Here is a 24,847-nt window from a genome sequence, read left to right as displayed (position 1 = left end):
GCAGTCTGGTTATTAGTTTTGCCCTTACGCTATAGTATACCCGCACATGACACCCCGTAAACTTTCTCTGGATGAGCTTAACCGCCTGTCTATCGATGATTTTAAACTAGCCCCTAAATTTCCGTTTTGTCTGATTCTGGACGACATCCGCAGTTTGAACAACGTCGGGTCGGTGTTCAGGACGGCCGACGCCTTCCGGGCCGAGAAAATTTTTCTCTGCGGCATTACGGGCCAGCCTCCCCACCGCGACATCACCAAAACGGCCCTTGGCGCTACCGAGTCGGTGGTCTGGGAACATGTTACCAGCGCAGCCGCGCTGGTCAAAAAACTCCAGGCCGAAGGCTGGGTGGTGGCGGCTGTCGAACAGGCCGAAGGCAGCACCTCCTTGACCGATTTTCGGCCCGACCTAAACAAACGGTACGCTTTTGTGTTCGGTAACGAGGTAACCGGCGTTCAGGAGCCGGTTGTTGAAGCGGCCGATCTGGTGCTGGAAGTGCCGCAATTTGGTACAAAACACTCGCTCAATATTGCCGTTACAGCGGGGATCATCTGCTGGGATTTCCTGCAGAAGCTGTAAGCAAAACTTAATATTGAAATTTTGAGCATCCTTAAAATTTCGTATTCATTTGTAGAATTTTTCTAACCAAACCAATGGCAAGCAAGAGCACAAAAACCAAACGAAAGTCGCTGGCAGCCAACATCGTTACGTCGATTGAAGCGCAGCTGGGCGTAGCGAGTATCGCCACCAAAAAAATTAAGAAGTCCATCGAAAAGTCGGCCGATAAACTGGCAAGGAAGCTCACTAAACTCATGGACAAACCTGCCAAGAAGCAGGCCAAGCCCGATAAATCGACCGAAAAGAAAGCCAAAAAACAGGCTAAGAAGGCCGAAAAGAATGCAGCCAAAGCGGCCAAGAATGCGAAGCGTGCCCTGAATCAGCGGAACTCAACGCTTACCGCAGGCAGCACACTTACCGACGTGCCGACAACCACACCAGCCCCCCGCGCTTCCCAGACGAAATCGGCTCCGGCTAAACCCGCAGCCACTCCCCGCAGCCGAACATCCCGTTCCCAATCTGCTACGACGCCCGCTCCCACCGAAACGCCGACTAGCGATAATTGAGCGAGATTGTTACCACATTATAATTTGCCCGCTTTTTTGCGGGCAAATTTGTTTACGAATTTTGTTTTTTGTTAATTTTATTATCACTTTTACCTAACGTTATTTGGCAGTACAAATTAATCACCTGCCTGGTTAACTCATTAGCATTGCCTTCATTAACCCATAGACAATGGCGAGATGCTCTACCGTTCAAACGCTTTTTCGCTCTTTACCATCGCACTGCTACTATCTGCAGTAACAGCCATCCTGATCTACGGGAACTGGTCGTCGCTCTCCGAAACCGTACCAATGACCACAACGTCGTTGCGCTGGCTCACGCTCTTTGCCCTGGCGTTGTCGTCGCAGGTCTTGCTGGGGTATGCGCTGTGGCGCTTGTTACGTAAGCGTCAGAAATCGGTCGTACAAACTGAGGTGCTGCACTCAATCGTGCATGAGTTTCAGACGCCCATCACCGCCATCCGGATGGCGGCCGATATTCTGGATTCGCCCATAGCCCGCAACCAGCCCGAACGCACGGAGAAATACATCCGCATCATTCGGGAAGAGACCGAACGGCTGCAGCATCAGGTCGAAACTATGCTGACGCTGGCCCGCGCCGACCGGAACACGCTCATTCTGAACCCGGAACCCGTTCGCATCCATCATCTGCTCCGCTCCATCGCTGATCGGCACGGCTCCTACCTGCATCTGAACCTGCTTGGGGCCGATCCGCACCTGCTGGCCGACCGGCTGCATCTGACCAATGTGCTGTACAATCTGCTCGATAACGCCATTAAATACAGTGCCGACGAGCCTGAAATCACCGTTCAGACAAAGACGAGCAGCGATGGACTTACCATTACGGTTCGCGACCGGGGCGTGGGCATTGCGCCGAATCTGATGCCCAAGATTTTTCAGCCGTTTTTCCGGGTTCACGACCGCAATCAGCCAAGTGTGAAAGGGTTTGGTCTGGGTCTTAGTTATGTGCAGCGCATTGTCCAGGCCCACAACTGGAGCATCTGGGTAAAAAGTGAACTCGGCCAGGGCAGCGAATTTATCATCCAGATTCCCCCTACGTCTTTATTACCGGCATCGACTCAGACAGAAGCCGTTCTCCAGAAGCAAACGGCCTAAGCATTAAAAATCTCACCTTCACAACAAACAAGAGGAGCCGGCAACAGTGCCGGCTCCTTCTTTTTTTGACTACTATTCCAATACTTATTTACTGACCGTAACAGGCCGATTTGCCACGACTTTCATGACGCCGTTCATGATTCGCCAGTGACCCGGGAACGTACACACGAACGGATAGTCACCTGGTGCTGCCGGCGCTGTAAACTTAAGCCGGTACGTCTGATCGGGGTTGACCAGGGGCGTAGCCGCGATAACCTGCGGAATGCTGGGTACGTAGCTTTTCTCAGCACCGTCTTTGGCCGTAATGAGTTTGTCGGCGGCTGCGCCAATCGCGTCCATGCTTTTCGGTTTGCCAATCACCACGTTGTGCTGCATCGCGTCGGGGTTTTCGAGCACTAGCTCGATTTGCTTACCCGCCGTTACGGTAAACTCTTTCTTATCATACCGCATCTCTTCGCGAACCGTCTTCAGCCGGACAACCTCTACATTCGGGTCGGCAGGCTCTTCTTTCGTAATGCCCCAGGCTTCGTAAAGCCGGTTGAGCCGCTCCCGATTGTCAGGCGACACGCTACCGCCCAGTCTAGCCAGAAACGTTTTGTCAGCCTCGCCGAGGGTAGCTTTCTGTTTGAGGTTCCAGCCTTCAGCAACCCCCTTAACGATAGCCGCGCTCTGGGCTGCGTCCATTGTCTGCGTTTTACGAAGCAGCGCCACGACCGAATCAATCGGCGCGGTGGAGGCATAGCTGCGGATGGCCCGTTCGAGCACGTAGGCACTAAGACTCTGCGGAGATCGGTATGTAAGCGGATGGGTAGCGTTGTTATTCTGCTCATTCCCCTCGGCAATTATGTTGTCCCGGTCGAGCATCACCGTCACGGTGTACTGTCCCGCTCGCTCGAACATCACCCCAAAATCGGTACTCCAGGGACCGTTGTTGCCTTTGCTGATCGTGACCGTCTCACCGGGCTTGATACCGGCAGTATGGGTTACGCTCACATAATTGATCTTCGCCTTGTCGGACACGCCGGCCGGACCTTCAATCTGCACCGATAGCGGGATGGGCGTTCCGGCCGGAATAGCCACACCGCCGGCGTTCGTTACGTCAACGAAGATTTTGGCGCCTTCCCGGACGGCGGGCGAAGCCGGGTCCGTCCGGATGGCAGCCACCAGCAGGTCGGGTTTCGTTGGGTCATCGGTGCCCGTGCTCTGCGCCCGGGGCATCGGCGGGTTAGGCCCTCCGCTTTGCTTCATGCCCGTATGGCCCTGGTGGTTCATCGGCTCAGAAGGGGTCGGTTGAGCCGGGCGGGCGGGTGCGTTCATCACTGACTGACGCAGATACGCCTTCATGAGTTGTCCGTTATTGCTGTTCAGCACAACGGCAAAGGCGTCGGGCATCCAGCGGTCGTTCACCTCAGACGATTTATCCAACCGGGCCAGAACGGCTTTCTGCACCGCCGGACTCTGCGGCATCTCCGAAAAGGCCAGCAGGGTATTCAGGACAACCAGCGGTTCTTTGTCGTTCAGCATGTCGGCCCGAAGCAACGTAGCAGCCGTTTCCGGATTCCGGGGTAGGACCTGCACGATTGTTTTCCGAACGCCCGGGCAGGGATGTTTCAGAGCCGACGCGACAACCTCGTTCGATAGCGAAGTCATTTGCGGGTCCAGCCCCTGAAGGGTCCATAGCGCATGGATAGCCGCCGGATTGATACCAATCTCATCCACCGACTGATCCTTGACCAACTCAATCAACTGGGGCACAACGTCCTTGTTGTTCCGTTCGATCAGTAGGCGCTGGGCGGTTGTCCGCCAGAACATGTTGTTGTTTTTCAAAGCTGCGACCAGTTCGGCCGGGCGGTCTTTGCTCAGCGTCATGGGCGTGTAACTCGGTGCGTTCTTATAGCCAACGCGGTAGATCCGTCCGTGCGTAAAGTCGCGCAGGGGCGTTTCATAGGCATTCCCTGAGCCATTGGTAGCACCCTGTGGCGTCGGGTTATGCTGGATGATAAAGCTGTACCAGTCCACGACCCATACGGCTCCATCCGGGCCTACTTCGGCAAATACGGGTGCAAACCACTCATCGGCTCCGGCCATCAGGTTGAAACCAACACCCGCGCCTTCGGCATCCTGGAAATCGGTACCTTGTTTCTGCATGACGTTCTGGTGCAGAATATGCCCGGTCGGCTCCGAAACGAAGGCAACTTTGTTCCAGTAATTTTTCGGGAAAGCGCGGGCTGTATACAGGTTGTGGCCTGCCGCGGCCGTAAAGCCTCCGAACACGTCAACCTGCCGAACCTGGGGCGTAATGGGTTTCATGTCCTTATGCGTATCGGTGCTGCGGCTGCCGTTTTCGCGCAGGTGCGCCCCGCTCTGGAAATACCGGCTCGGAATAGCCATATACCAGCCATGCGAGTTGTTAGCCGTGCTGCCGAACACATCGCCGGTTTCGTTGAAAGCCAGCCCCCAGGTGTTGTTCGAAGTGCTCGTTACGTACTCCAGTCTCGAGCCATCGGGCTTAAACCGGAAAAAGCCCTGGCCAAACTTCAGACTGTCGGCACCTATTTTTCCTTTAAAACCGGCATAGCCAACGCTGCCCCAGATCCAGTTATCGAAACCGTAGTGCAGGTTGCTCGGACCGGCGTGTGTATCGTAGGTACCAAAGCCCGTAAAGACAATCTTCTTTACGTCGGCTTTGTCGTCGCCGTTCGTGTCCTGCAGAAACAGCATGTGCGGAGCCTGCGAAACATAGAGCCCACCATTGGCGAATACCATTCCGGTTGGAATGCTCAGCCCTTCGGCGAAGTTGGTAAACTTGTCGGCCTTGCCATCCTTATTGGTGTCTTCGCAGATGACGATGTAGTCCGACCCGCCTTCGGGTTTACGTTCATTCGGATAGTCCTTGGTGATGAGGGCATACAGACGGCCGCGTTCATCCCACGCCAGCGCAATGGGGTGCATGACGTTCGGCTCGTGCGCAAACAGATCGAGCGTAAAGTCGACCGGCACCTGAATGTGCTTCATCGACTCTTCCGGCGAAAGCGGCTCCTGCTGCAACTGCGGACCGGGGCGCTTTTCGTAGTTAGGCAGTTTGGCCTCATGATAGGCAAACGGCTGCGGCTTCAGATCGTCGTGCAGTTTTTTCACCTGATCGCCAACGGCCCACAGAATCCCCCGTTCGAGCAGTTGCTGAAAGCCGGGCTGGCTCCAGGTCCGTTCGTCGTGGCCATAGGCCGTATAAAACACCCGTCCTTTGCCGTACTGGCGGGTCCAGGTGTAAGGCTCTTCGGCCTGACCCGGCTTGTCCTTGGCCTGATCGGCTTTAATCGGGCGAACGGCCAGCACGTTGTTGTCGGCCTGCAGGTGGCTGTGCAGATAGGTTTCGTCGTAGGCTTTAAACGACTCCAGACCCGCCGTCAGGGCGCTGTTCGGTTGCGTAAAGCGGGTCTGGATGGTATCCATCCGGTGCCGCCAGAACTGGCCGCCAACGACTTTATCGACGTATTCGGGCGAGTTGCGGAAACAATATGACGCGCAGTGAACCGGAATCAGTCCCTTGCCCGAGGCAACGTAGTCCAGGAGGGCTTTTTCCTGCGGCTTTGGAATGCTGTCCCAGTTGGCAAAGATCAGCAGCCCGTCGTACTTGTTCAAGTTGTCGAGGTTCAGGTCTTCCAGCCGGTCGGTATAGGTAATATTGATTCCTTTATTGCCTAAGGCGGCCATTAGCTGGGGCACCCGTTCACTGGGCTTATGGTGACCATTATCGCCCAGGAACAGAATCTCGGTTCGACGGGCGTTTATAGCCTCCGAATTACGCCCCGACCGAACGGCGGTCTGCGTACCCGACTGGCGCACACATTGGGTGAGAATGGCAACCAGCCCGAGGGCGGTGATGAGTTTTTTCATGATTGTGTTAGCATTTCGGTAAATCAACTACCTGCTCTACCAGCGCTATATAGTAAAGTTAGGCAGCTTGATAATCTCCCCGCCCCGCAGGGCCGACTCGTGCGCCAGAATCCCAACGCTCGTCCAGTTGGCCGACTGAGCCGCGTTGGGGAACGGGTCGCGGTCTTCAACAATGGCCGATACAAATTCGTGTACCATGTGCGGGTGCGAACCGCCATGACCACCACCCTGCGTAAACGACAGGTGCTGCTGCTCATCGGCGTCGTACACGCCCCTGGTCGTAAAGCGCTGAACTACTTCGGGCAGCAGACGGGCGTAATCCGGTACGGTTACCTTTTCCGGAATTTCCGGCTCGGGCTTCTTCGCCGTATGAATAACCGGCTGCTCATCCTCGATCAGTTGCCACTCGAACGATTTTTTGTCGCCATACACCTCAAAACTTTCGCGGTACTGTCGCGCTACGTCGAATAGTGACCGGTAGACATAAGCCGCCAGATCGCTGTTCTTGAACTTGATGTGCGCCGACTCGACCGCGAACGGCGAGTTGTGAATCTTAGCCAATTCTTCACGAATCGTACCCGAACCGAAGCACGACACATACTCGGCCTCCAGTTTGAGCAGGCCCGCTACCGGTCCTACGCAGTGCGTCGCGTAGTGCATCGGGGGCAGACCGGGCCAGTAATCGGGCCAGCCGTCCATGTCCTGCTGGTGACTGGCTTTCAGAAACTGCACCTTACCCAGTTCGCCCGTTTCATACAGTTCCTTTACGAACAGAAACTCGCGGCTGTACACTACCGTCTCCATCATCATGTATTTCTTACCCGATTCCTTGCAGGCTTTCACGATCTCCATGCACTCCTCAACGGTAGTAGCCATGGGCACCGTGCAGGCGACGTGCTTACCCGCCCGCAGGGCTTTCAGGCTTTGCTCGGCATGGTTCGGGATGGGCGAGTTGATATGCACCGCATCCACCGCCGGATCGGCCAGCAGTTCGTCGTAGTTCGTATAGCGTTTTTCGATGCCAAACGCGTCGCCGATTTTATTCAGATTCTCGACGTTACGCTGGCAGATCGCGTACATATTGGTTTGCGGATGGCGCTGGTAGATTGGAATAAATTCAGCCCCGAATCCGAGGCCAACGATGGCGATGTTAATCATAATAAAGAGTGAAAGAGCGAATGATTGAAAGAGTGGATCAGATCAGGACGTAAGCGCGACACGCTTTCGCTCTTTCGCTAACTCGCTCCTTATAAAAGCCAGCCCGTCGGTTGCCAGTTGCTCGGGCGAGCTGAACATGGGCCGGAAAATGTGCGTAGCGGCTGCCAGCTCGGGCGGATTGGGACCGAAGGCTTCGATGGCAATCGGACCGTCGTAACCCACTTCGTCGAACGTAGCAAACACCGTATCAAAGTCAATATGGCCCTGTCCGGGCGTCGAGCGGTCGTTTTCGGAAATCTGAACGTGAACCAGATAGGGCGCTACCTGACGAATTGCATCGGCTACGTTCTTTTCTTCCAGATTAGCATGGAACGTATCGAACGCGGCCCCACAGTTGGGATGATCGACAGCTGTTACGTAACGCACAAGGTCGTCGGTGCAGGTGAGCAAGTACGTTTCAAAGCGGTTCAGGTATTCCATTGCCAGCATTACCCCCCGCGTCTGCGCGTGCTCGGCCACCTCCCGCATACCCGCCACCGACCAGGCCCACTCCTGTTCTGTAGCCGGGCGTCCCTCGAAGGTTTTAAACCCGGCATAGAGCGGTCCCATCAGGATCGTTGCGCCCAGCGCCTGCGCGTGGTCTACCATCTGTTTCAGATACGTAACACCTGCCTGGCGTACGGCCTCTTCGCTGCTGATCAGATTGTATTCCGGTCCGCAGATAGCACAGGCCTGCGCGTTCAGATTCAGTTCGCGGAGCTGCTGCCCGATCCGCTGCCATTTGCGGGTGTCTGGCTGACTCATATTCGGCTCGCTGACCGGAATTTCAACGAAGTCGAACCCACTCGTCTTGAGAAATGACAGCGTATCGACCAGTTGCTCGTCCATTGTCATTGTCCAGGCGAACAGATTCATTCCAAGCTTATTCATATTTAGTCAATAAAAAATTAAACAAAGCTAAACAGTATCTATTTTATGAACACGGCTTTTATTTGCGAATACTGACTTTATATTCACCCAAAGTTTGCAATACCTTTGCCAAAGGCGTTAAAAAAAGGTAAATGAATGAAACGTCCCCTTCGTAAAGACCTTGAACCGATTGCGGCTTCGTTTACTGTAAAAGAGTTGGTTGAGCCGCATTTTGACCCAAACTGGCACTTTCATCCGCATTACCAGTTATTTCTGGTGGAAGAAGGGACCGGTACCCGCTTCATTGGGGATTCGATCAAACCCTTTGGGCCGGGCGATCTGGTTTTTCTGGGGCCAAACCTGCCCCATCTGTGGCGCAGTGATCAGGTCTATTTCAATCGTCAGCTGGAGCCGGGACAAACCAAAAAGCCCCTTGTCGCCAAAGGGATTGTGGTTTATTTCTCAGCCGATTTTTTAGGGAACGATTTCTTCGAAAAGCAGGAAATGGGGCAGCTTCGGCAGTTGCTCAACCACTCCCGCCGGGGTCTGGAATGGACCGGCCCAACCCGCGTTCGGGCACAAGCTTCCCTGCTCGAAATGACCAGGCTACCCGTGGGTTTTGGACGCGTCCTTCGGCTGCTTACCCTTCTGGATGAGCTTTCACTGGCCACGGACTACCGGTTTCTGACCAGTCCGGGGTATATCAACACGGTTAAAGTATCGGAAACAGACCGGATGCAGTTGGTCCACGAGTACGTTTTGAGCCATTTTCCGGACGATCTCAGTCTGGAAACCGTAGCGGATCTGGCGGGCATGACGCCCCCGGCTTTTTGCCGTTATTTCAAGGCCCGCGCTAATAAAACGTTCTCGGAGTTTGTGTCGGAGGTACGCGTGGGGCATGCCTGCAAGCTGCTGCTTCACGGCCAGCTCAACATTACGCAGGTCAGTTACGAGAGTGGCTTCCGCACCCTCTCCAACTTCAATCGTCAGTTCAAGGAAATAACTGGCCAGACACCATCGGGCTACGTAAAGACCTACCGGCAGTTCTAACCAAACAAAACGACCCGCCTTTATTAAAAGCGGGTCGTTTTGTACGCTGCTACTCTTGCCTAATAAATTATAGTCGAGCCGGCTGGCTGACGTACCGATACTCCCTCCTGGATGAAGGTCAGCAGGTCGTCGGTCAGGCGGTCTTTTTCGGTATAGAACAAACCGTGCGGAGCCCCGTCATACACAATGTATTGTGCGTTAGGCAGGGCATTGGCCGTTAGTTCGCCGGAGGATTCAATGGGCACGGTCTTATCGGCGTCTCCGTGAATAATCAGCGACGGTACGTGTATCTGCGTCAGGTCGTTGCGGAAATCGGTTTCGGCGAAAGCTTTGGCGCAGTCGATTGTTGCTTTATGCGAAGCCATGTATGCCCGCGTGAAATCACCGTCGAGGTGCGCCTGGCTAACGGGATGGCTGATCAGATTGACGCCGTAGAACTGCTTACCAAAAGTTTGCAGGAAGTCGGCGCGGTCCTTATTGAGCTGGTCAACAATATCATCGAATGTTTCTTTATCTACGCCATCCGGGTTATCGTCGGTTTTAAGCAGATACGGCGTCACCGAACTCACGAAAGCGACTTTACCGACCCGCGCTCCGCCGTGGCGACTCATGTAACGGGCTATTTCGCCCCCACCCATCGAGAAACCGACCAGCGTAGCATTGTGCAGATCGAGCGTATCGAGAATAACTTTCAGATCGTCGGCGAGCGTGTTGTAATCGTATCCGTCAAACGGTTTTGATGACTGTCCGAAACCCCGGCGGTCATAAGCGATAACGCGCAGGTTATGTTTCGGCAGTTCGGCCAGCTGATAATCCCACATGGCGCTGCTCAGCGGCCAGCCATGAATCAGGACAACGGGCCGACCCGTTCCTAAATCCTGATAATACAGGTTAATGTCGTTGCCGGACGCATCCGAGCCTACTTTAATGTAACTCATAACGAGCGTAAATTTTAAATTTAGTTGAGTTAAGCTATTGAGTAAATTAACTGTAGCTACGCGAAATGGTTTGTTTTGGATTCACGGCTGGGTGTATTTTGCCGTTGATTTAAACTCGTCTCATGAAGCCCTCCCTGCTCGCCCGCCTGGCTAACCAGCCTGATGCGCTCAACCACCTGCTGTTCGGCCTCTCCGAAGACCAGCTTCGGCAGCGCCCCCACTCCGACAAGTGGTCAATATTCGAGAATCTGGCGCATCTGGGCCGGTATCAGGAGATTTTTCTGGACCGGGTACAGCAGATCAACGCCGAAGTCATGCCGTCCTTCGATCGTTACGTAGCCGAACAGGACCCCGGCTTTCCGGAATGGACGCAATTGGGTTTTTATGAGCTCCTGGAGCGGATGCGGGGGGAGCGGGCCACGCTCAACGCCTTTCTGAGTATTCTGCACGAAGAACTGCTCACGCGGGTGGGCCTTCACCCGCTGTATGGTCCAATGACGGTGGAGGGCTGGACCGAACTGTTTCTTCTCCACGAAGCGCACCACTACTTCACCATCGCCCGGCTGGGTGGTTCGCTGCGGCCCATCGAGCAGCCGATGGGCCTGTACGGGTTATCCGTGGACTAAGGTTGCTGATAATACCAGCTTTCCGGCCCGCAGCTGACTCTTCCCTACATCAGCACGCCCTGAAATACTTCGTCCAGCCGCGACACAGGTTTGATGTTGATTTTGAATCCTTTGGTGTCCAGACCTTTGAGGTTATACTTTGAAATAAACATTTCCTTGAAGCCCAGTTTTTCGGCTTCGGCAATCCGCGACTCAATCCGGCTGACGGCGCGGACCTCGCCACCCAGCCCTACCTCGGCGGCAAACGCCACCGACGGCGGAATGGCAATATCTTCGTAGCTCGACACAATAGCCGCGCATACGGCCAGATCAATGGCCGGGTCCTCCACCCGAAGTCCACCCGCAATATTCAGGAACACATCCTGTTGACCAAGACGGAACCCACCGCGTTTTTCCAGTACGGCCAGCAGCATGTTCAGCCGCTTGGCGTCGAAACCGGTGCTGCTGCGCTGGGGTGTACCATACGTAGCCACACTCACCAGAGCCTGCGACTCGATCATCAGAGGTCGATTGCCTTCGAGCATCGAGCCAATCGTAACGCCACTCAGCGCGTCGTCGCGCTGCGAAATCAGGATCTCGGACGGATTGCTCACCTGCCGCAGACCAGAGCCGAGCATCTCGTAAATGCCCAGTTCGTCGGTGCTGCCGAAACGGTTCTTGGTCGTCCTCAGAATCCGGTAGGTCGTATGTCGGTCGCCTTCGAAGGTCAGCACCGTATCGACCATATGCTCAAGCACCTTTGGTCCGGCCAGCGACCCTTCCTTGGTAATGTGGCCGATCATGAACACCGGCACGCCACTTTCTTTAGCGTACTTCATGAACTCGGCCGTGCATTCGCGCACCTGCGAAACGCTGCCCGCCCCCGACTCCACCAGCGACGACTGCATGGTTTGCACGGAGTCGATGATCAGGATTTCCGGCTCGAAGTGCTCCACCACCCGGAAGATGTTCTGGGTTGATGTTTCGGTCATGATGTGGCAGTCGCTGGTCGGCGCTTCCAGTCGTTCGGCCCGCATCTTGATCTGCTGTTCACTCTCTTCACCCGATACGTAGAGGACGCGCATACCGGCCAGACCGAGGGCAATCTGCAGCAGCAGGGTTGATTTACCGATGCCCGGCTCCCCTCCGATCAGCACCAACGACCCCGGCACGATGCCCCCGCCCAGTACCCGGTTCAGCTCGGCGTCGGTGGTGCGAATGCGCGGCTGTTCCTCGTAGTTGATGGCATGAAGGGCTTTCGGCTTGGCCGCGATTTTCAGACCGCCCGGCCCGGCCGAAGGACTGCGCCAGCCGCCTTTTTCGGGCTCGTCTTTCTGAACAACTTCTTCAACAATCGTATTCCATTCTCCGCAGGTTGGGCAGCGTCCCATCCATTTGGCCGTCTGCTGGCCGCAATTCTGACAGAAATAGGAGGTTTTTAACTTGGCCATTGTCAACAGTAAAGGCAGTAGTGAGTGTGCAGCAATCAGAAAAAAAGAAGGCAAAACTAAACCTAAGCGGAGCCGGCGCATCCAACCGGAACAGAACGTAAAAAATGGCTGGCTGCGGGCTGGTTACTGCCTATAATAAGAACGCCGTTTCCTCGAAATAAGTTGACCTGCCATACCGCCCCCGATAAATCCACGTTAAATCCAATGTTTCACTATCAATGCAACCAGGTATGAAAAAAGTACTGCTTTTCGCTACACTTACGCTACTCCCGGCCCTGACCTTCGCGCAGGGTGGTTTTCAGGTTGGAATAAAGGGGGGCGTCAATCTTTCCAAACTAACGTTTGGCAGTTTCATCAATACGCGCGCGAATGCAAACGGTTCTCCGAACGTAAGTGTTGATGGCCAGACCTTCCGGGATAACCTCCGCGATAGTTTCGACAGCCGAACCGGCACGTCATTCGGGGTTTATACCCGCTTCGGCAAGAATCTGTTTCTTCAACCCGAAGTGCTGTACACGACTCAGAAAGCGGCCTTCAGTGTAGTCCGTAATAACCAGGCGGAGGAAGTAACGATCAGGACGAGCAGCTTCGACATACCGGTTCTGCTGGGTATCAAGGGCGGGCCGCTCCGCGTGATGGCCGGGCCAGTCGTTTCCCTGCGCATTGACGACAATCAGCGGCTGGGCGACGCCTTGCGGCAATACACCAACGGTTCGCTCAACGATGCGTGGTCAAAAGCCTACTATAGCTACCAGGTGGGTGGCGGTCTGGACCTCGGCTCGCTGGGAATCGACGTTCGTTATCAGGGGAATATCTCCGATGTTGCCCAAATCAATGACTCTGGAGCCCAATTTAGCCAGCGCCTGAAGTCGTGGCAGATTACGCTGGCTTACCGGCTGTTGTAGCCGCAACTTCTGAAAACGGGCGGGGCGTCATCAGCTGATGACGCCCCGCTTTTGTTATCGGCTCAAAAAACAAACCGCTGCTGTCGGCCCGGAGGTTTGCAGCAACGGTTGTCTTGTTCAATTAACCCACTAAATTAGTTGCTGAGAGGCCCCAATGAATGACGATCGGCAAGCGGCAATTTGCGCTTCCCAACGTTTTGTTAGTTATAGAGTCCCTGCCAGTATTGTGCCAGCTGACACGAAATATCCTTCATCCGCCGACGTGAAATAGCAACTTCACGCCCATCGGCCAGCCGAACCTGGCGTTCTTTATTGTAAACGCCCCGCTGTACGTAAGCCAGGTTAATGATATACGATTTATGAATTCGGAGAAACAGCGTACTGTCGAGCGTTTTTTCAAATTCCTTCAGTGTCTTCGAAACAAGGTACCGCTTACGGTCGCGGGTATACAGAAATGTATAATTGCCTTCGCCCTGTAAACACAGGACATCATCGACCGAAATAAAGATGGTACGGTTTAGATAAGGCAACGCTATGCGGCTGGTACCACGCTGGTATGAAGCCGGAAATTGGGGAGAAACCGAAAGCGGTTGAGCGGGGAAAAGGGTAGCTTCCATATCGGGATAGTCTTGGTTTAGCGTTTGATTCGTGCTTGATGAAACAAAGCTACTCCGCCGATACGGGCGCTAAAAAAAGGGTTTGATTAGCAGGTGCTCACCCTCTCAGGTCAACCTATTGCTAATCAAGCCCTTATGGACTTTTAATTCAAAATCTTCGAGTGAATGTACCCACCTCATTACGTAAAACTACGTAGTTGAGCATGGGGGGACCTACGGACCGTAGTTAAGGAAATAAACCCGTCCTGAATATTAACTTAACGCAATCGGCTGGAAATCGCGGATTCGATCCATGAACATCTGCGCCCGCCGACGTGAAATTTTCACCTGCTGACCATCCGTCAACTCAAGTTCACCTTCTTTTTTAACGAAAAACTTCCGGACAAAACCCAAATTAACAATGCACGACTTGTGTACCCGAACAAAAGCCTGGCCGTCGAGCAGCGTTTCATATTCTTTCAGCGTACGGGAAACCAACATTTTCGTCCCATCTTTCAGGAAAAAATTAGTGTAATTTCCTGAACCTTCCAGCCGGACAATCTCATCGACCGAAACGGTGCGTTTACGATCGTAAAACGGAATCAACAATTTTTGCAGGCAAGATGAATCGGCAATTTTTTCCACACTTTTGTGGAACGGCATAGACATGGGATCGAAAATCGAGTCGTTGGCAAATGTTTTCATAGTCGCTTTGAGTGATGATTTATGGTGATTAACTTATAGCTGATAGTCAGCGCTTTACTGTACTTTACTAGATTCCCCTGCCTAAAGAATTGTTCGGTACAACACCATTCATGACAGCAACAATCAGACCTACTTGTCTAAAAAAAATCATATAAAGAAACTTGCCTACATAACTCTCTATTTCACAGAGCTATTTCGCCGATTTGTTTGTCCTAAAATTCCGTTTTCTCGGCTGCTTTGTTGTCACCTACTTTTGACAAATTGTGTAAAATTGACCTCAACTGTTGACAAAGCGACGCACCTCTGAACACGGCGGCTGTAAGCGGTTTTGCGTACCTTTGTCTTTGCAAGTGTGAAATAAGTGAGCGTATGCTGGAGAACGTTAAAGCTATACAGGAAGAAATAGAGCGGTTCGATGTTGCATCGAAGGAAGATCTGGAGCAATTCCGGATGCGCTTCATCAGCCGTAAAGGAGTGATTACGGAGTTGTTTGAAGGACTGAAAACAGTTCCGGCTGAGAACCGCCGGGCGGTTGGTCAGGAGCTGAACGGCCTGAAGAATTTTGCGCAGGAGCGCTTTGATGGATTTAGCCAGCAGATTGAAAAGCAGCAGTCGGCCGCCAACAGCGCCCCGCCGGTTGATCTGACGCTGCCCACCATCCCGAACCTGACGGGTACCCGGCATCCGTTGAGCCTGGTTCGTCAGCGTATCATCCAGATTTTCGAGCGTATTGGGTTTAACGTGGCCGATGGACCCGAAATCGAATCGGACTGGTATAATTTCGGGGCGTTGAACTTCCCCGACAACCATCCTGCCCGGGATATGCAGGACACGTTCTTCGTCGAGAAAGTCGGGGAGGAAGCGTCGGGGGCCGACATCCTGCTGCGGACGCATACGTCAAACGTTCAGATTCGGCTGATGGAGCGACAAAAACCGCCGATTCGGTCGATCATGCCGGGTCGGGTGTACCGGAACGAAACCATTTCGGCGCGGGCACACTGCCTCTTCCATCAGGTAGAAGGTATCTACATTGACCGTAACGTCGGCTTCAAAGACCTGAAGGACACGCTCTATCACTTCGTCAAGGAGATGTTTGAGCCGGGCACGCAGATTCGGTTCCGGCCTTCTTACTTCCCCTTCACGGAGCCAAGCGCAGAGATCGACATTTCCTGCCAGATCTGTGGCGGCAAGGGATGTAACATCTGCAAACATTCGGGCTGGGTCGAAATTGCCGGTTCGGGTATGGTTGACCCGCAGGTCATCGCCAACTGCGGCATTGACCCCGAAGAATATACTGGCTTTGCGTTTGGTATGGGCATCGAGCGGATTACGCAACTGAAATACGTCGTCAACGACCTGCGGCTCTACACCGAAAACGACGTGCGTTTCCTGCGCCAGTTTGAAGGATTGTAATACTTGAGCGATTGAGTGAATGAGTGATTTAGCGAAAACGTATTATCAGCGCTTCACTCAATCACTCATTCACTTAATCACTCAACAATCATGTCTCCCATCCGTCTTTCTGATTTAGCCTTTACGCTCGAAGCCGTCATTGACGATGCATTCGGACAGAAGGCCATGTGGGTGATTGCCGAAACCAGCGACATCAAAAACTACCCCGACCGGGGTTACTGTTTTCTGACGCTGATTGAGCGCGAGTCCGGAACAACTTCGGGTGGCACGCTGGCTAAACTGGAAGCCTGCATCTGGCGACGGAACTACCACACCATCCGCGAGTTCGAATCCGCCACGGGCGTAGCGTTTGCGCGGAATATTCAATTGCTGCTGCTGGTGTCGGTTGGCTATAGCCCGGTCTATGGACTGCGGCTGGAGATTCTGCAGATTGACCCATCCTATACGCTCGGCAACCTCGAACGCGAACGGCAGGCGGTGCTTGACGCCCTTGTTCAGGATCATCCGGAACTGATCTGGCTTGAAGCCGGCCAGTACATTACGGCTAACCAGCTCCTACCGCGTCCGGCGGTAATGCAGCGACTGGCCCTGATTACCGCCCCCGGCTCCGACGGCTGGCGCGACTTCCGGCACGAGCTGGCACAGAATCCGTTCCGGTACGATTTTGTCGTGGATGAATATCTTACGCAGGTGCAGGGCAAGGGCGCCGAGCGGGCCATCTGCGCCCAACTGGAACGGATACGGCTCAGCGAGATTCCTTACGATGCCGTTGTTATTGTTCGCGGGGGCGGCTCACAACTGGATTTTGGCTCGTTCGATACGTATCTGATGGGGCAGACCGTGGCAGGCTTCGGCATCCCGATTCTGGCCGGCATCGGGCATGAACGGAACGTCAGCATTGCGGATATGCTCTGCCACGAAAGCGTGAAGACGCCCACGAAGGCAGCCGCCTTTCTGATTGAGCATAACCGTCAGTTTGAAGAAAGCTGCCTGCTGCTTCGCGACCGGCTGGGCCTGGTAGCACGTGACGCGCTGCAAACGGCCCGCGAACACCTCGACGCTGAGACCGAGCGGATGCGGTTTGTGCTGCACAACTTCTTCCGCGACCGGCATACAGACCTCGCTGAGAAAGCCGTTACGCTCCGCCACCTCGATCCGGCCAACGTGCTCCGGCGCGGCTATGCCCTGCTGCTTCGCAATGGCCATATTCTGACGCAGGCGGGCAATGTTCAAACGGGCGAGACGCTTCAGGTGCAACTGCACGATGGAATCGTTACGGTTAAAACCTAAGGGCGGAAAACCCAAACGAAAAACGCCCAGTCCTGGCCAGGACTGGGCGTTTTTCTAAACTACCTCTTTACGGGAGAAGGGCTACTTGAAAAGCAGCACCCGGTCGATTACGTGAATGACGCCGTTATTGGCAATCAGGTCAGACCGCAGGATATTGGCTACGTTGGTGCCGTTTCCTTTACCCGTAATCGTCACTTTATCGCCACTGACGTTAAACTTGATGCTGGTACCCTGCGCCGTTACCACTTCCGATCCGTTCTGGAACGTTTGCGCAAAAGCCCGGTAGTTCAGGATATGATAGGCCAGCAGATCGGCCAATACCTTAGGATCAGCCGCCTGGATTGCAGCTGCGTCGGCATAGCCAGCGGCTTTGAAGGCCGCATCGTTCGGTGCGAAAATGGTAACTCCATTCTCAGAATTCTTGGTCACCAGATCCTGAACGGTCGTTCCGGCCCGGCTGACGGCCGCCGTAAAGAGCGACAGGTCTGAATTAGCTTTCGATACGTCAACGGCGCTCTGCGTGGGTGGCGTCAGCACTTTATTGATGATATGAATCGTGCTTCCCGTTGTAGGAATGTCGCCCTCGGTAACCTTGGCCCCGTTGATGCTTACGTTACTCTTATCAACTTTATAGACCGATACGCGGGCATCGGCCAGTGTAGTCTGGTACGACGTATTGACCTTTGTCGGTATGGAAGACAAGTCAATAAGTGAGCCTATGACGTGATACCGAAGAAGCCGCTGCAGATCAGCAGCTGGTGCTGCGCTGACAGCCGCCACGCTGGCATAACCAGCGGCTTTGAAGGCGTCGTCCGAAGGCGCAAATATGGTCAGCGCAGCCTTGTTCAGTTCGGCCGTTAGACCTGCCTGGGCAATCGCTGCCGCCAGGAAGGTCAGGTTCGATTTCTGCTTGATATAATCAACCGATGCCACTACCGTGCCGGGAGCGATTGTACCGGAACCGGGGTTGGTTGTCGTGCCCGAACCCGGATTCGTAGTTGTGCCGGAACCTGGATTGGTTACCGTACCCGAGCCAGGATTCGTAGTGCCGGTGCCGGGAGCCGGTGCGGGCGTTTCCTTGGAGCAGCCAATCAGGAAGGTTGCTGAGCCAATACATGCAGCGACGGTTAGCTGTCGCAGCGTTCTGAAAATTGAGTGAATGTCCATACGTTGAGTAAACTATTTAATGAATTTATTGAACCAAACCATGTCATCATTCAAGCCGATGACCCGAGGTAGTTTGGGTTTTAACGCTCCCAAAAAAAAATTTGTTATCCTAAAACTTCATTTATTAGTGAGAGGGACAAGCGTTTCCGCTTAATTCGGTGGAAGACAAGCGTTTAGATAAATGAGGCAATTGGCTGATAATCAGTAGTTTCAATCCTTGCGCTATCAGTTACTAATCAGCCGTAAAAACAATGTCCTGACTCCGATATGTTCGTTCAGAATCAGGGCATTGTTTTATTGAGTGGAATCTGCTTAGAAAGTCAGTACAATCTTGCCGGTGGTCCGGCGGCTTTCCAGTTGCTGATGCGCTTCGGCGATCTGGTCGGCGGGCAGCACCTGACTCACCTCAATTTTCAGCTTACCCTCCGCAATGAACTGACCAATGGTTTTCAGATCATCGCCACTGGTATGCACCAGAATCCGTTCGGCCCGAATGTCGGGGCGAACAGCCAGAACTTTATCCATCGCCCCGTAGGCAATCGAGATCAGTCGACCATTGGGTTTGAGCGCCTTTGCCGAGGCAAAAATGGTGTCGGCGCCGGCCGTATCGAAGACCAGATCAGCATCCGACACGACGTCTTCTACGTTAGCCTTCGTATAATCAATGAATTCGTCGGCGCCGAGCGACCGCACAAACTCTTCGTTCTTACCGGAAGCCGTGCCGATGACGTAAGCACCGAGGGCTTTCGCCAGCTGAACTCCCAGATGCCCGACCCCACCCGAAGCGGCCTGAATCAGTACTTTCTCACCCGCCTGCAGATGTCCATGTTCAGTCAGGCTCTGCCAGGCCGTCAGGACGGCCAAGGGCGCGGCTGCGGCCTCTTCGAACGATAGTTCGGCAGGTTTCAGCGCCAGATGGGCGGCCGACGCGGCAACATACTCCGCATAAGCCTGGCCGGGCTCCGGAAAATTGACCATACCATAAACCGCATCGCCGGATTTAAAGCCGGTGACCTCAGCGCCCACTTCAACAACAACGCCGGCCATGTCCCAACCCAGGATAATTGGGTGTCCGTAACTTTTCGCATACGGCGCCGTTCCGCTACGGGTTTTGAAATCGGCGGGGTTTACGCCAAAGGCTTTTACCTGCACAAGCACCTCACTGGGTCGGATCGCTGGTTTCGCTACCTCCTGAACCGAGAAGTTCTCAGCATCACCCCAATCCTTTAATACAACCGCTTTCATACGTTTATTACTGATTGAAAATTTTCCGGCAAGTTAACCTGGCCATTTATACCAATAAGAATCCCCGCACGAGCTCGCGCGGGGATTCGGCTTCCTATTAAAAGATAAAATTCATTAATAAGGCTGTGCTTCGTGCGACTGTTTTTCAGCCTGCTCAGCCGCTTCGTGACCAGCCTGCACATTCACCTGTCCATTGGTGCTGCTGCTCATCTGCTGCAGTCCTTCGCGTACGCGCCGACCGTAATCTTCATCACACTGCGTGAACAGCTCAATCATCCTGTTCTGTACGTCCTGCTGTGCGCCCGACAGCGCATCGACCAGGTTGTTGATCAGGTCATCGCGTTCCCAGTCTTCAAACGAGCGATAGCGTTCGCCGGCCTGTTTGAAGTTGTTCGTCCGCTCAATCGGCTGACGCATCAGATTGCCCGCAATGTAAGGCTTATGATCCGGATACGTCTTGGGCGCTTCTTTAAGACCATTCATCGACGACGGCTCGTAGTTCACGTGCGGGTTCTGCCCCGGTGCGGTATCCACGCGATAGGCCATCTGACCGTCGCGCTGGTTGGTCGCCACGTGCTTTTTCGGCGCATTGATAGGCAGTTGCAGGTAATTGGTACCTACCCGGTACCGCTGGGTATCGGAATACGAGAACGTACGACCCTGCAGCATTTTATCGTCGGAGAAATCCAGACCGTCGACCAGTACGCCCGTACCGAAAGCAACCTGCTCAACCTCATGGAAGTAGTTCTCCGGGTTCTTGTTGAGCGTCATCTTACCCACCGGCAGCCAGGGAAACTGGTCCTGCGGCCACAGCTTGGTGTCATCGAGTGGATCAAAATCCAGTTCGGCGTGCTCGTCATCGCTCATGATCTGCACCATCAGCTCCCATTCCGGGAAGTTGCCCGCTTCAATGGCATCGTACAGATCCTGCGTTGCATGGTTGAAATTTTTAGCCTGAATTTTTTCGGCTTCTGGCTGGGTGAGGTTCCTGATGCCCTGCAGCGGCTCCCAGTGGTATTTCACCAGAACGGCTTCGCCAGCCTCGTTCACCCACTTATACGTGTTCACGCCCGAACCCTGCATCTGCCGGTAGTTGGCCGGAATTCCCCAGGGTGAGAACAGGAACGTAATCATGTGCATGGCCTCGGGCGTATTGCTGATAAAATCAAAAATACGGTGCCCATCCTGCCGGTTCGTAACCGGGTCGGGTTTAAACGCATGGACCAGGTCAGGAAACTTCATGGCATCGCGAATAAAAAACACCTTCAGGTTATTCCCAACCAGGTCCCAGTTACCATCTTCGGTATAAAACTTCACGGCGAAACCGCGCGGGTCACGCAGCGTTTCGGGTGAGTGCCCACCGTGGATTACGGTCGAGAACCGCACGAAAACCGGCGTCTGCTTCCCTTTTTCCTGGAATAATTTAGCCCGCGTATAGTTTGCTACCGGCTCGTCGCCAACGGTACCGTAGGCTTCAAACACGCCGTGAGCACCGGCACCGCGCGCATGTACAACGCGTTCGGGGATGCGCTCCCGGTCGAAATGGCTGATTTTTTCGAGGAAGGGATAGTTTTCCAGCGTCGTTGGTCCGCGGCTACCAACGGTGCGAACGTTCTGGTTGTGGGTCAGCGGATGACCCTGCCGGGTGGTTAGGGTTTGATCGGTCGGCTGGTCCTGCGGCTGCAGACCTGTGGCGCCGAATTGCGGTCCGGACGTCGGCTGATGTCCGTTCTGACCATTGCCGTTCTGATTTGTTTCCATAATTTCTATAGATCACATCTAAGCCATTTTAACGGCCTGTCTGGAAAATGGTTTGCAGAAAAACAGAGAAATTAAGGATGTCATTTTAAAGCTGCGTAGAATCAACGGGTTCAGGGCACAGCCCAAAGTAGCAGTATTTCAGAAATGGAGCTGTTCGAATCAGTAGGTTCGGTTCAGAAAAGCCCTTTTCGCTCTCAGACGATGTCCGCCCGGTCCGGCCGCATCGTCACGCCATTAACCACCCGGTTTATATTCATGAAACTCTCTACACTCGGCTGTCTGGGTTTGCTCAGTACCAGTCTTACGGTTCAGGCGCAGTCCTGGCAGCCCGTCACTACCCAGAATACCTGCATCACCCGGCATGAAAATGCGGCTACGCTCATTGGCGACAGTCTGTACGCGATCGGCGGACGCGGCATGAAACCCCTGGAAGCCCTGAATCTGAAAACGCTCGTCTGGCGAACCCTCCCCACACCCCCTGTCGAGATGAACCATTTCCAGGCCATCAGCTACGGGAATGAGATTTATGTAATGGGTGCCTTTACGGGCAGTTATCCGCACGAGAAGCCTATCCCCAACATTTATATCTATAACCCGAAACAGGGAGCCTGGCGAAAGGGGCCGGAGATTCCGACCGAGCGGCTGCGCGGATCGGCAGGTGTGGTGGTGTATAACAACAAGATTTACATGGTTTGCGGCATCATGGACGGGCACTGGGACGGACACGTTGCGTGGCTGGATGAATATGACCCCAAAACCAACACCTGGAAACGCCTGACCGACGCCCCCCGCACCCGCGACCACATCAGCGCGGCTGTCGTCGGCGATAAGATGTATCTGGCGGGCGGACGCAACTCAACGGCCCGCATTAATAAAGTCCTGGAGACGACCATTGCGGAAGTTGACGTGTATGATTTTAAAACGGGCCGCTGGGAAACCCTGCCCGCTACGTCGAACATTCCGACCCAGCGGGCGGGCGCTACGTCTGTAACGCAGGGCGGCAAGGTCTGGATCATTGGGGGCGAGACCGTGCAGCTGCTGGCGCATAACGAGGCCGAAGCCCTCGACCCCAAAACCAACCGCTGGACAGCCGGGCCTACGCTCAAGCAGGGGCGGCATGGTACGCAGGCCGTTGTACACGAAGGCAAAATTTATATCGTGGCGGGTTCAGCCAATCACGGTGGTGGCCCGGAACTGAACACGGTTGAGGTGCTGAAATAACCGACTTGTTACGTATCATCAAAACAGTTATTCATCTTCCGGCCTGATTGAAATTCCCTTCCAGGCCGGAAGCTTTACCAACGCCCATGAAATCACGTCTCTATACGCTCCTCAGCGCCTGCCTCTGGCTGGCTACCAGCGCGACCGTCTTTGCCCAGACCGGCGCAACCCGTACTGATTGGGTGCAGTTGTTCAACGGAAAAGACCTGAGCGGCTGGGACATTAAAATTGCCGGACAGCCTCTCAACGATAATTACAAAAACACCTTTCGCGTCGAGAACGGCATGCTGCGGATTGCGTATGACCGGTACGACCAGTTCAACGGAAAATACGGCCACCTGTATTACAACAAGCCTTATTCGCATTACATCATGCGGTTTACGTACCGGTTTGTGGGCGAACAGACACCGGGTGGTGCCGCCTGGAACGTTCGCAACAGCGGGGTGATGATCCATTCGCAGTCGGCCCGGAGTTTGTCGATGGGGCAGGATTTCCCGGTATCGCTGGAGATTCAGTTGCTGGGTGGTCTGGGAAAAGGCCCGCGCCATACTGCTAACCTCTGCACGCCCGGCACGCAGGTATATATGGACGGCAAACTCAATACCATGCACTGCATCGACTCCGACTCCAAAACATACGACGGCGATCAATGGGTTACGGTCGAAGCCGTCGTGCTGGGCGACTCAATTGTTCACCACATCATTGAGGGCGACACCGTGCTGACCTACCAGAAAACGCAGGTCGGTGGTGGCTTTGTCAGCAAAGAGTATGACTGGAAATCGGCCCATATCGACAACGGCGACTACTGGATGAGCCGACAGAACACCCCCCTGCGCGAAGGCTATATTGCCCTGCAGGCCGAAAGCCACCCCATTGATTTCCGGAGTGTAGAGGTGCTCAACCTGAAAGGCTGCACCAACCCAAAGGCGCTGAACTATAAATCGTATTACGTTGAGCCGGACAATACGCAGTGTCGGTTTGCCAAGAAGTAGTCAGTCCATCAGGAAGTTTATTCGTCAGAGATGAACCGGATAACAACCATTGACGTAACGCGCGGACTGGTAATGGTCATTATGGCGCTGGATCACATGCGAGACCTGCTCCATACCCCCGCCCTGACGCAGGACCCTACGGATCTGTCCACTACTACGCCCGCCATTTTTCTAACCCGGTGGATTACGCACCTCTGTGCCCCTACGTTCGTCTTTCTGTCGGGCACCTCGGCCTATCTGTCGCTCCAGAAACGGAATAATCCGGCGGCCCGGCAGTTTCTGCTCAGGCGGGGTCTCGTGCTGCTTTTGCTCGAACTGACGGTTGTCAACTTCGCCTTCTGGTTCGATATTCAGTTTCGCACCATTATGCTGCAGGTGATCTACGCCATTGGGGGTGGGTTCATGCTGCTTTCCCTACTGGCAAAGCTTCCTGCCCGCTGGATTGCCGGAATCGGGCTGTTCATCATTTTCGGGCATAATCTGTTACAGGCCGTTCCGCAGATCACAAACCAGACGGCCCGTTTAGGATGGGCACTGCTGTTCCGATCGGACCTGTTTGTATTCAGTCCGTCGTTTACGCTACTGGTTGGCTACCCGCTGATTCCGTGGCTGGGGATTATGCTGGTGGGTTACGCCAGCGGAAGGCTATTTGAGCTTCCAGCCGAACAGCGTAAACCCCTTCTGCTCCGTATTGGCCTGGGTGCTCTGGGCCTGTTTGTCCTGCTTCGGTTTATAAACGCTTACGGCGATCCGGCACCCTGGTCGGCTCAGAAAACCGGACTGTTTACGTTCCTATCCTTTATCAACGTCAGTAAATATCCACCATCGCTGCTGTATTCGCTGCTGATGCTGGGGCTAGCCCTCGTCTTTCTTTCTCTCACCGATCGCGTCAGCAATACCATTACGCGGGTGCTGACCGTCTACGGTAAGGTGCCTATGTTCTATTACATCCTGCACTGGTATCTGGTACATCTGTCGATGATCGGCATGGCGTTGCTGCAGGGATACTCGTTCGCCGATATTCCCGCCGGGCCGTTAAACTTCGGTCGGCCCGCCGGAGCCGGCGTGTCGTTGCCGGTAGTGTATCTGGTCTGGATCAGTCTGGTTATCTTCCTCTATCCGCTTTGCCGCTGGTACGGCCGTTATAAGTCGGCCCATCCTGAAAACGGATTATTGCGGTACATCTGACGGAGCTTTTCGCGCGTTCTCTCGCCCAACTCAGACCATACATGAATAGTTGAGCGAATCGAACACTTAAGTCATCCGATATGACAGTTCATGCCTGAATTCAGGCGGTTCAAAAGGTCAG

The 24,847-nt window shown here is 54.2% G+C and carries 21 protein-coding genes; 11 read left to right on the top strand and 10 right to left on the bottom strand.

The genetic code is table 11. The features are described from left to right. Window positions 1–46 precede the first annotated feature (46 nt). The 3 genes from HNV11_RS09170 to HNV11_RS09160 all read left to right on the top strand — a co-directional run bounded on the left by HNV11_RS09170 (window position 47) and on the right by HNV11_RS09160 (window position 2,235). Window positions 47–577, top strand: a complete 531-nt coding sequence (locus tag HNV11_RS09170; protein WP_171739375.1) for an RNA methyltransferase — start codon at window positions 47–49, stop codon at window positions 575–577. A 74-nt stretch (window positions 578–651) separates the two neighbouring features. Then, on the top strand, window positions 652–1,122 hold the full coding sequence (locus HNV11_RS09165; protein WP_171739374.1) for a hypothetical protein: 471 nt from the start codon (window positions 652–654) through the stop codon (window positions 1,120–1,122). A 177-nt stretch (window positions 1,123–1,299) separates the two neighbouring features. Continuing rightward, window positions 1,300–2,235 (top strand): sensor histidine kinase, encoded by a 936-nt coding sequence (locus HNV11_RS09160; RefSeq protein ID WP_171739373.1) that lies wholly within the window; start codon window positions 1,300–1,302, stop codon window positions 2,233–2,235. Window positions 2,236–2,319: 84 nt separating this feature from the next. Here HNV11_RS09160 and HNV11_RS09155 read toward each other — a convergent pair whose 3' ends face one another. Genes HNV11_RS09155 through HNV11_RS09145 form a run of 3 tightly spaced genes read right to left on the bottom strand, consistent with a single transcriptional unit; the run spans window position 2,320 to window position 8,220 of the window. Next, window positions 2,320–6,132, bottom strand: coding sequence for a PVC-type heme-binding CxxCH protein (locus HNV11_RS09155; RefSeq protein ID WP_171739372.1), 3,813 nt, complete (start codon window positions 6,130–6,132; stop codon window positions 2,320–2,322). Between the two features lie 45 nt (window positions 6,133–6,177). Next, window positions 6,178–7,290: a Gfo/Idh/MocA family protein gene (locus HNV11_RS09150; RefSeq protein ID WP_171739371.1), complete on the bottom strand. Its 1,113-nt coding sequence runs from the start codon at window positions 7,288–7,290 to the stop codon at window positions 6,178–6,180. A gap of 42 nt (window positions 7,291–7,332) precedes the next feature. After that, on the bottom strand, window positions 7,333–8,220 hold the full coding sequence (locus HNV11_RS09145; protein ID WP_171739370.1) for a sugar phosphate isomerase/epimerase family protein: 888 nt from the start codon (window positions 8,218–8,220) through the stop codon (window positions 7,333–7,335). Between the two features lie 135 nt (window positions 8,221–8,355). Here HNV11_RS09145 and HNV11_RS09140 point away from each other — a divergent pair, with 135 nt between their 5' ends. Then, entirely contained in the window at window positions 8,356–9,249 is an 894-nt protein-coding gene (locus HNV11_RS09140) for an AraC family transcriptional regulator (RefSeq protein ID WP_171739369.1), read from the top strand. 59 nt (window positions 9,250–9,308) lie between these two features. Here HNV11_RS09140 and HNV11_RS09135 read toward each other — a convergent pair whose 3' ends face one another. Then, window positions 9,309–10,187 (bottom strand): alpha/beta fold hydrolase, encoded by an 879-nt coding sequence (locus HNV11_RS09135; RefSeq protein ID WP_171739368.1) that lies wholly within the window; start codon window positions 10,185–10,187, stop codon window positions 9,309–9,311. A gap of 122 nt (window positions 10,188–10,309) precedes the next feature. Here HNV11_RS09135 and HNV11_RS09130 point away from each other — a divergent pair, with 122 nt between their 5' ends. Continuing rightward, the gene (locus tag HNV11_RS09130) at window positions 10,310–10,813 is read left to right on the top strand and encodes a DinB family protein (protein WP_171739367.1); all 504 of its coding nucleotides are present in this window, start codon (window positions 10,310–10,312) and stop codon (window positions 10,811–10,813) included. A gap of 44 nt (window positions 10,814–10,857) precedes the next feature. On the opposite strand, the gene radA is transcribed toward HNV11_RS09130, so the two are convergent. Next, on the bottom strand, window positions 10,858–12,243 hold the full coding sequence (radA, locus tag HNV11_RS09125; RefSeq protein WP_171739366.1) for a DNA repair protein RadA: 1,386 nt from the start codon (window positions 12,241–12,243) through the stop codon (window positions 10,858–10,860). 230 nt (window positions 12,244–12,473) lie between these two features. Here radA and HNV11_RS09120 point away from each other — a divergent pair, with 230 nt between their 5' ends. Next, on the top strand, window positions 12,474–13,148 hold the full coding sequence (locus HNV11_RS09120) for an outer membrane beta-barrel protein (protein WP_171739365.1): 675 nt from the start codon (window positions 12,474–12,476) through the stop codon (window positions 13,146–13,148). 200 nt (window positions 13,149–13,348) lie between these two features. On the opposite strand, the gene HNV11_RS09115 is transcribed toward HNV11_RS09120, so the two are convergent. Next, on the bottom strand, window positions 13,349–13,765 hold the full coding sequence (locus tag HNV11_RS09115; protein ID WP_171739364.1) for a LytR/AlgR family response regulator transcription factor: 417 nt from the start codon (window positions 13,763–13,765) through the stop codon (window positions 13,349–13,351). A 252-nt stretch (window positions 13,766–14,017) separates the two neighbouring features. Beyond that, complete coding sequence (locus HNV11_RS09110; RefSeq protein ID WP_171739363.1) at window positions 14,018–14,449, bottom strand: LytR/AlgR family response regulator transcription factor; 432 nt, start codon at window positions 14,447–14,449, stop codon at window positions 14,018–14,020. A gap of 369 nt (window positions 14,450–14,818) precedes the next feature. Between HNV11_RS09110 and pheS the strand changes: the two genes are divergently transcribed. After that, entirely contained in the window at window positions 14,819–15,862 is a 1,044-nt protein-coding gene (pheS, locus tag HNV11_RS09105) for a phenylalanine--tRNA ligase subunit alpha (protein ID WP_171739362.1), read from the top strand. Between the two features lie 90 nt (window positions 15,863–15,952). Further along, window positions 15,953–17,152, top strand: a complete 1,200-nt coding sequence (locus HNV11_RS09100) for an exodeoxyribonuclease VII large subunit (protein WP_171739361.1) — start codon at window positions 15,953–15,955, stop codon at window positions 17,150–17,152. A gap of 81 nt (window positions 17,153–17,233) precedes the next feature. Here the strand turns inward: HNV11_RS09100 and HNV11_RS09095 are convergent, their stop codons facing one another. The 3 genes from HNV11_RS09095 to HNV11_RS09085 form a co-directional block, all read right to left on the bottom strand. Further along, a complete protein-coding gene (locus HNV11_RS09095) occupies window positions 17,234–18,319 on the bottom strand; it encodes a fasciclin domain-containing protein (protein ID WP_171739360.1) in 1,086 nt (361 codons plus the stop codon). Between the two features lie 312 nt (window positions 18,320–18,631). Next, window positions 18,632–19,564 (bottom strand): NADP-dependent oxidoreductase, encoded by a 933-nt coding sequence (locus HNV11_RS09090; protein WP_171739359.1) that lies wholly within the window; start codon window positions 19,562–19,564, stop codon window positions 18,632–18,634. A gap of 114 nt (window positions 19,565–19,678) precedes the next feature. Further along, a complete protein-coding gene (locus HNV11_RS09085; RefSeq protein ID WP_394353885.1) occupies window positions 19,679–21,328 on the bottom strand; it encodes a catalase in 1,650 nt (549 codons plus the stop codon). A gap of 252 nt (window positions 21,329–21,580) precedes the next feature. On the opposite strand from HNV11_RS09085, the gene HNV11_RS09080 reads away from it, so the two are divergent. The 3 genes from HNV11_RS09080 (at window position 21,581) to HNV11_RS09070 (ending at window position 24,726) form a co-directional block, all read left to right on the top strand. Then, entirely contained in the window at window positions 21,581–22,546 is a 966-nt protein-coding gene (locus HNV11_RS09080) for a Kelch repeat-containing protein (RefSeq protein ID WP_171739357.1), read from the top strand. Window positions 22,547–22,632: 86 nt separating this feature from the next. After that, on the top strand, window positions 22,633–23,538 hold the full coding sequence (locus tag HNV11_RS09075; protein WP_171739356.1) for a 3-keto-disaccharide hydrolase: 906 nt from the start codon (window positions 22,633–22,635) through the stop codon (window positions 23,536–23,538). A gap of 30 nt (window positions 23,539–23,568) precedes the next feature. Continuing rightward, window positions 23,569–24,726: a DUF1624 domain-containing protein gene (locus tag HNV11_RS09070; protein WP_171739355.1), complete on the top strand. Its 1,158-nt coding sequence runs from the start codon at window positions 23,569–23,571 to the stop codon at window positions 24,724–24,726. Window positions 24,727–24,847: the final 121 nt, after the last annotated feature.

It is taken from the genome of Spirosoma taeanense, from assembly GCF_013127955.1.
GTDB classification, from domain to species: domain Bacteria; phylum Bacteroidota; class Bacteroidia; order Cytophagales; family Spirosomataceae; genus Spirosoma; species Spirosoma taeanense.
Note: the sequence above shows the minus strand (reverse complement) of the source record. Positions and strands in the feature narration are given on the sequence as shown.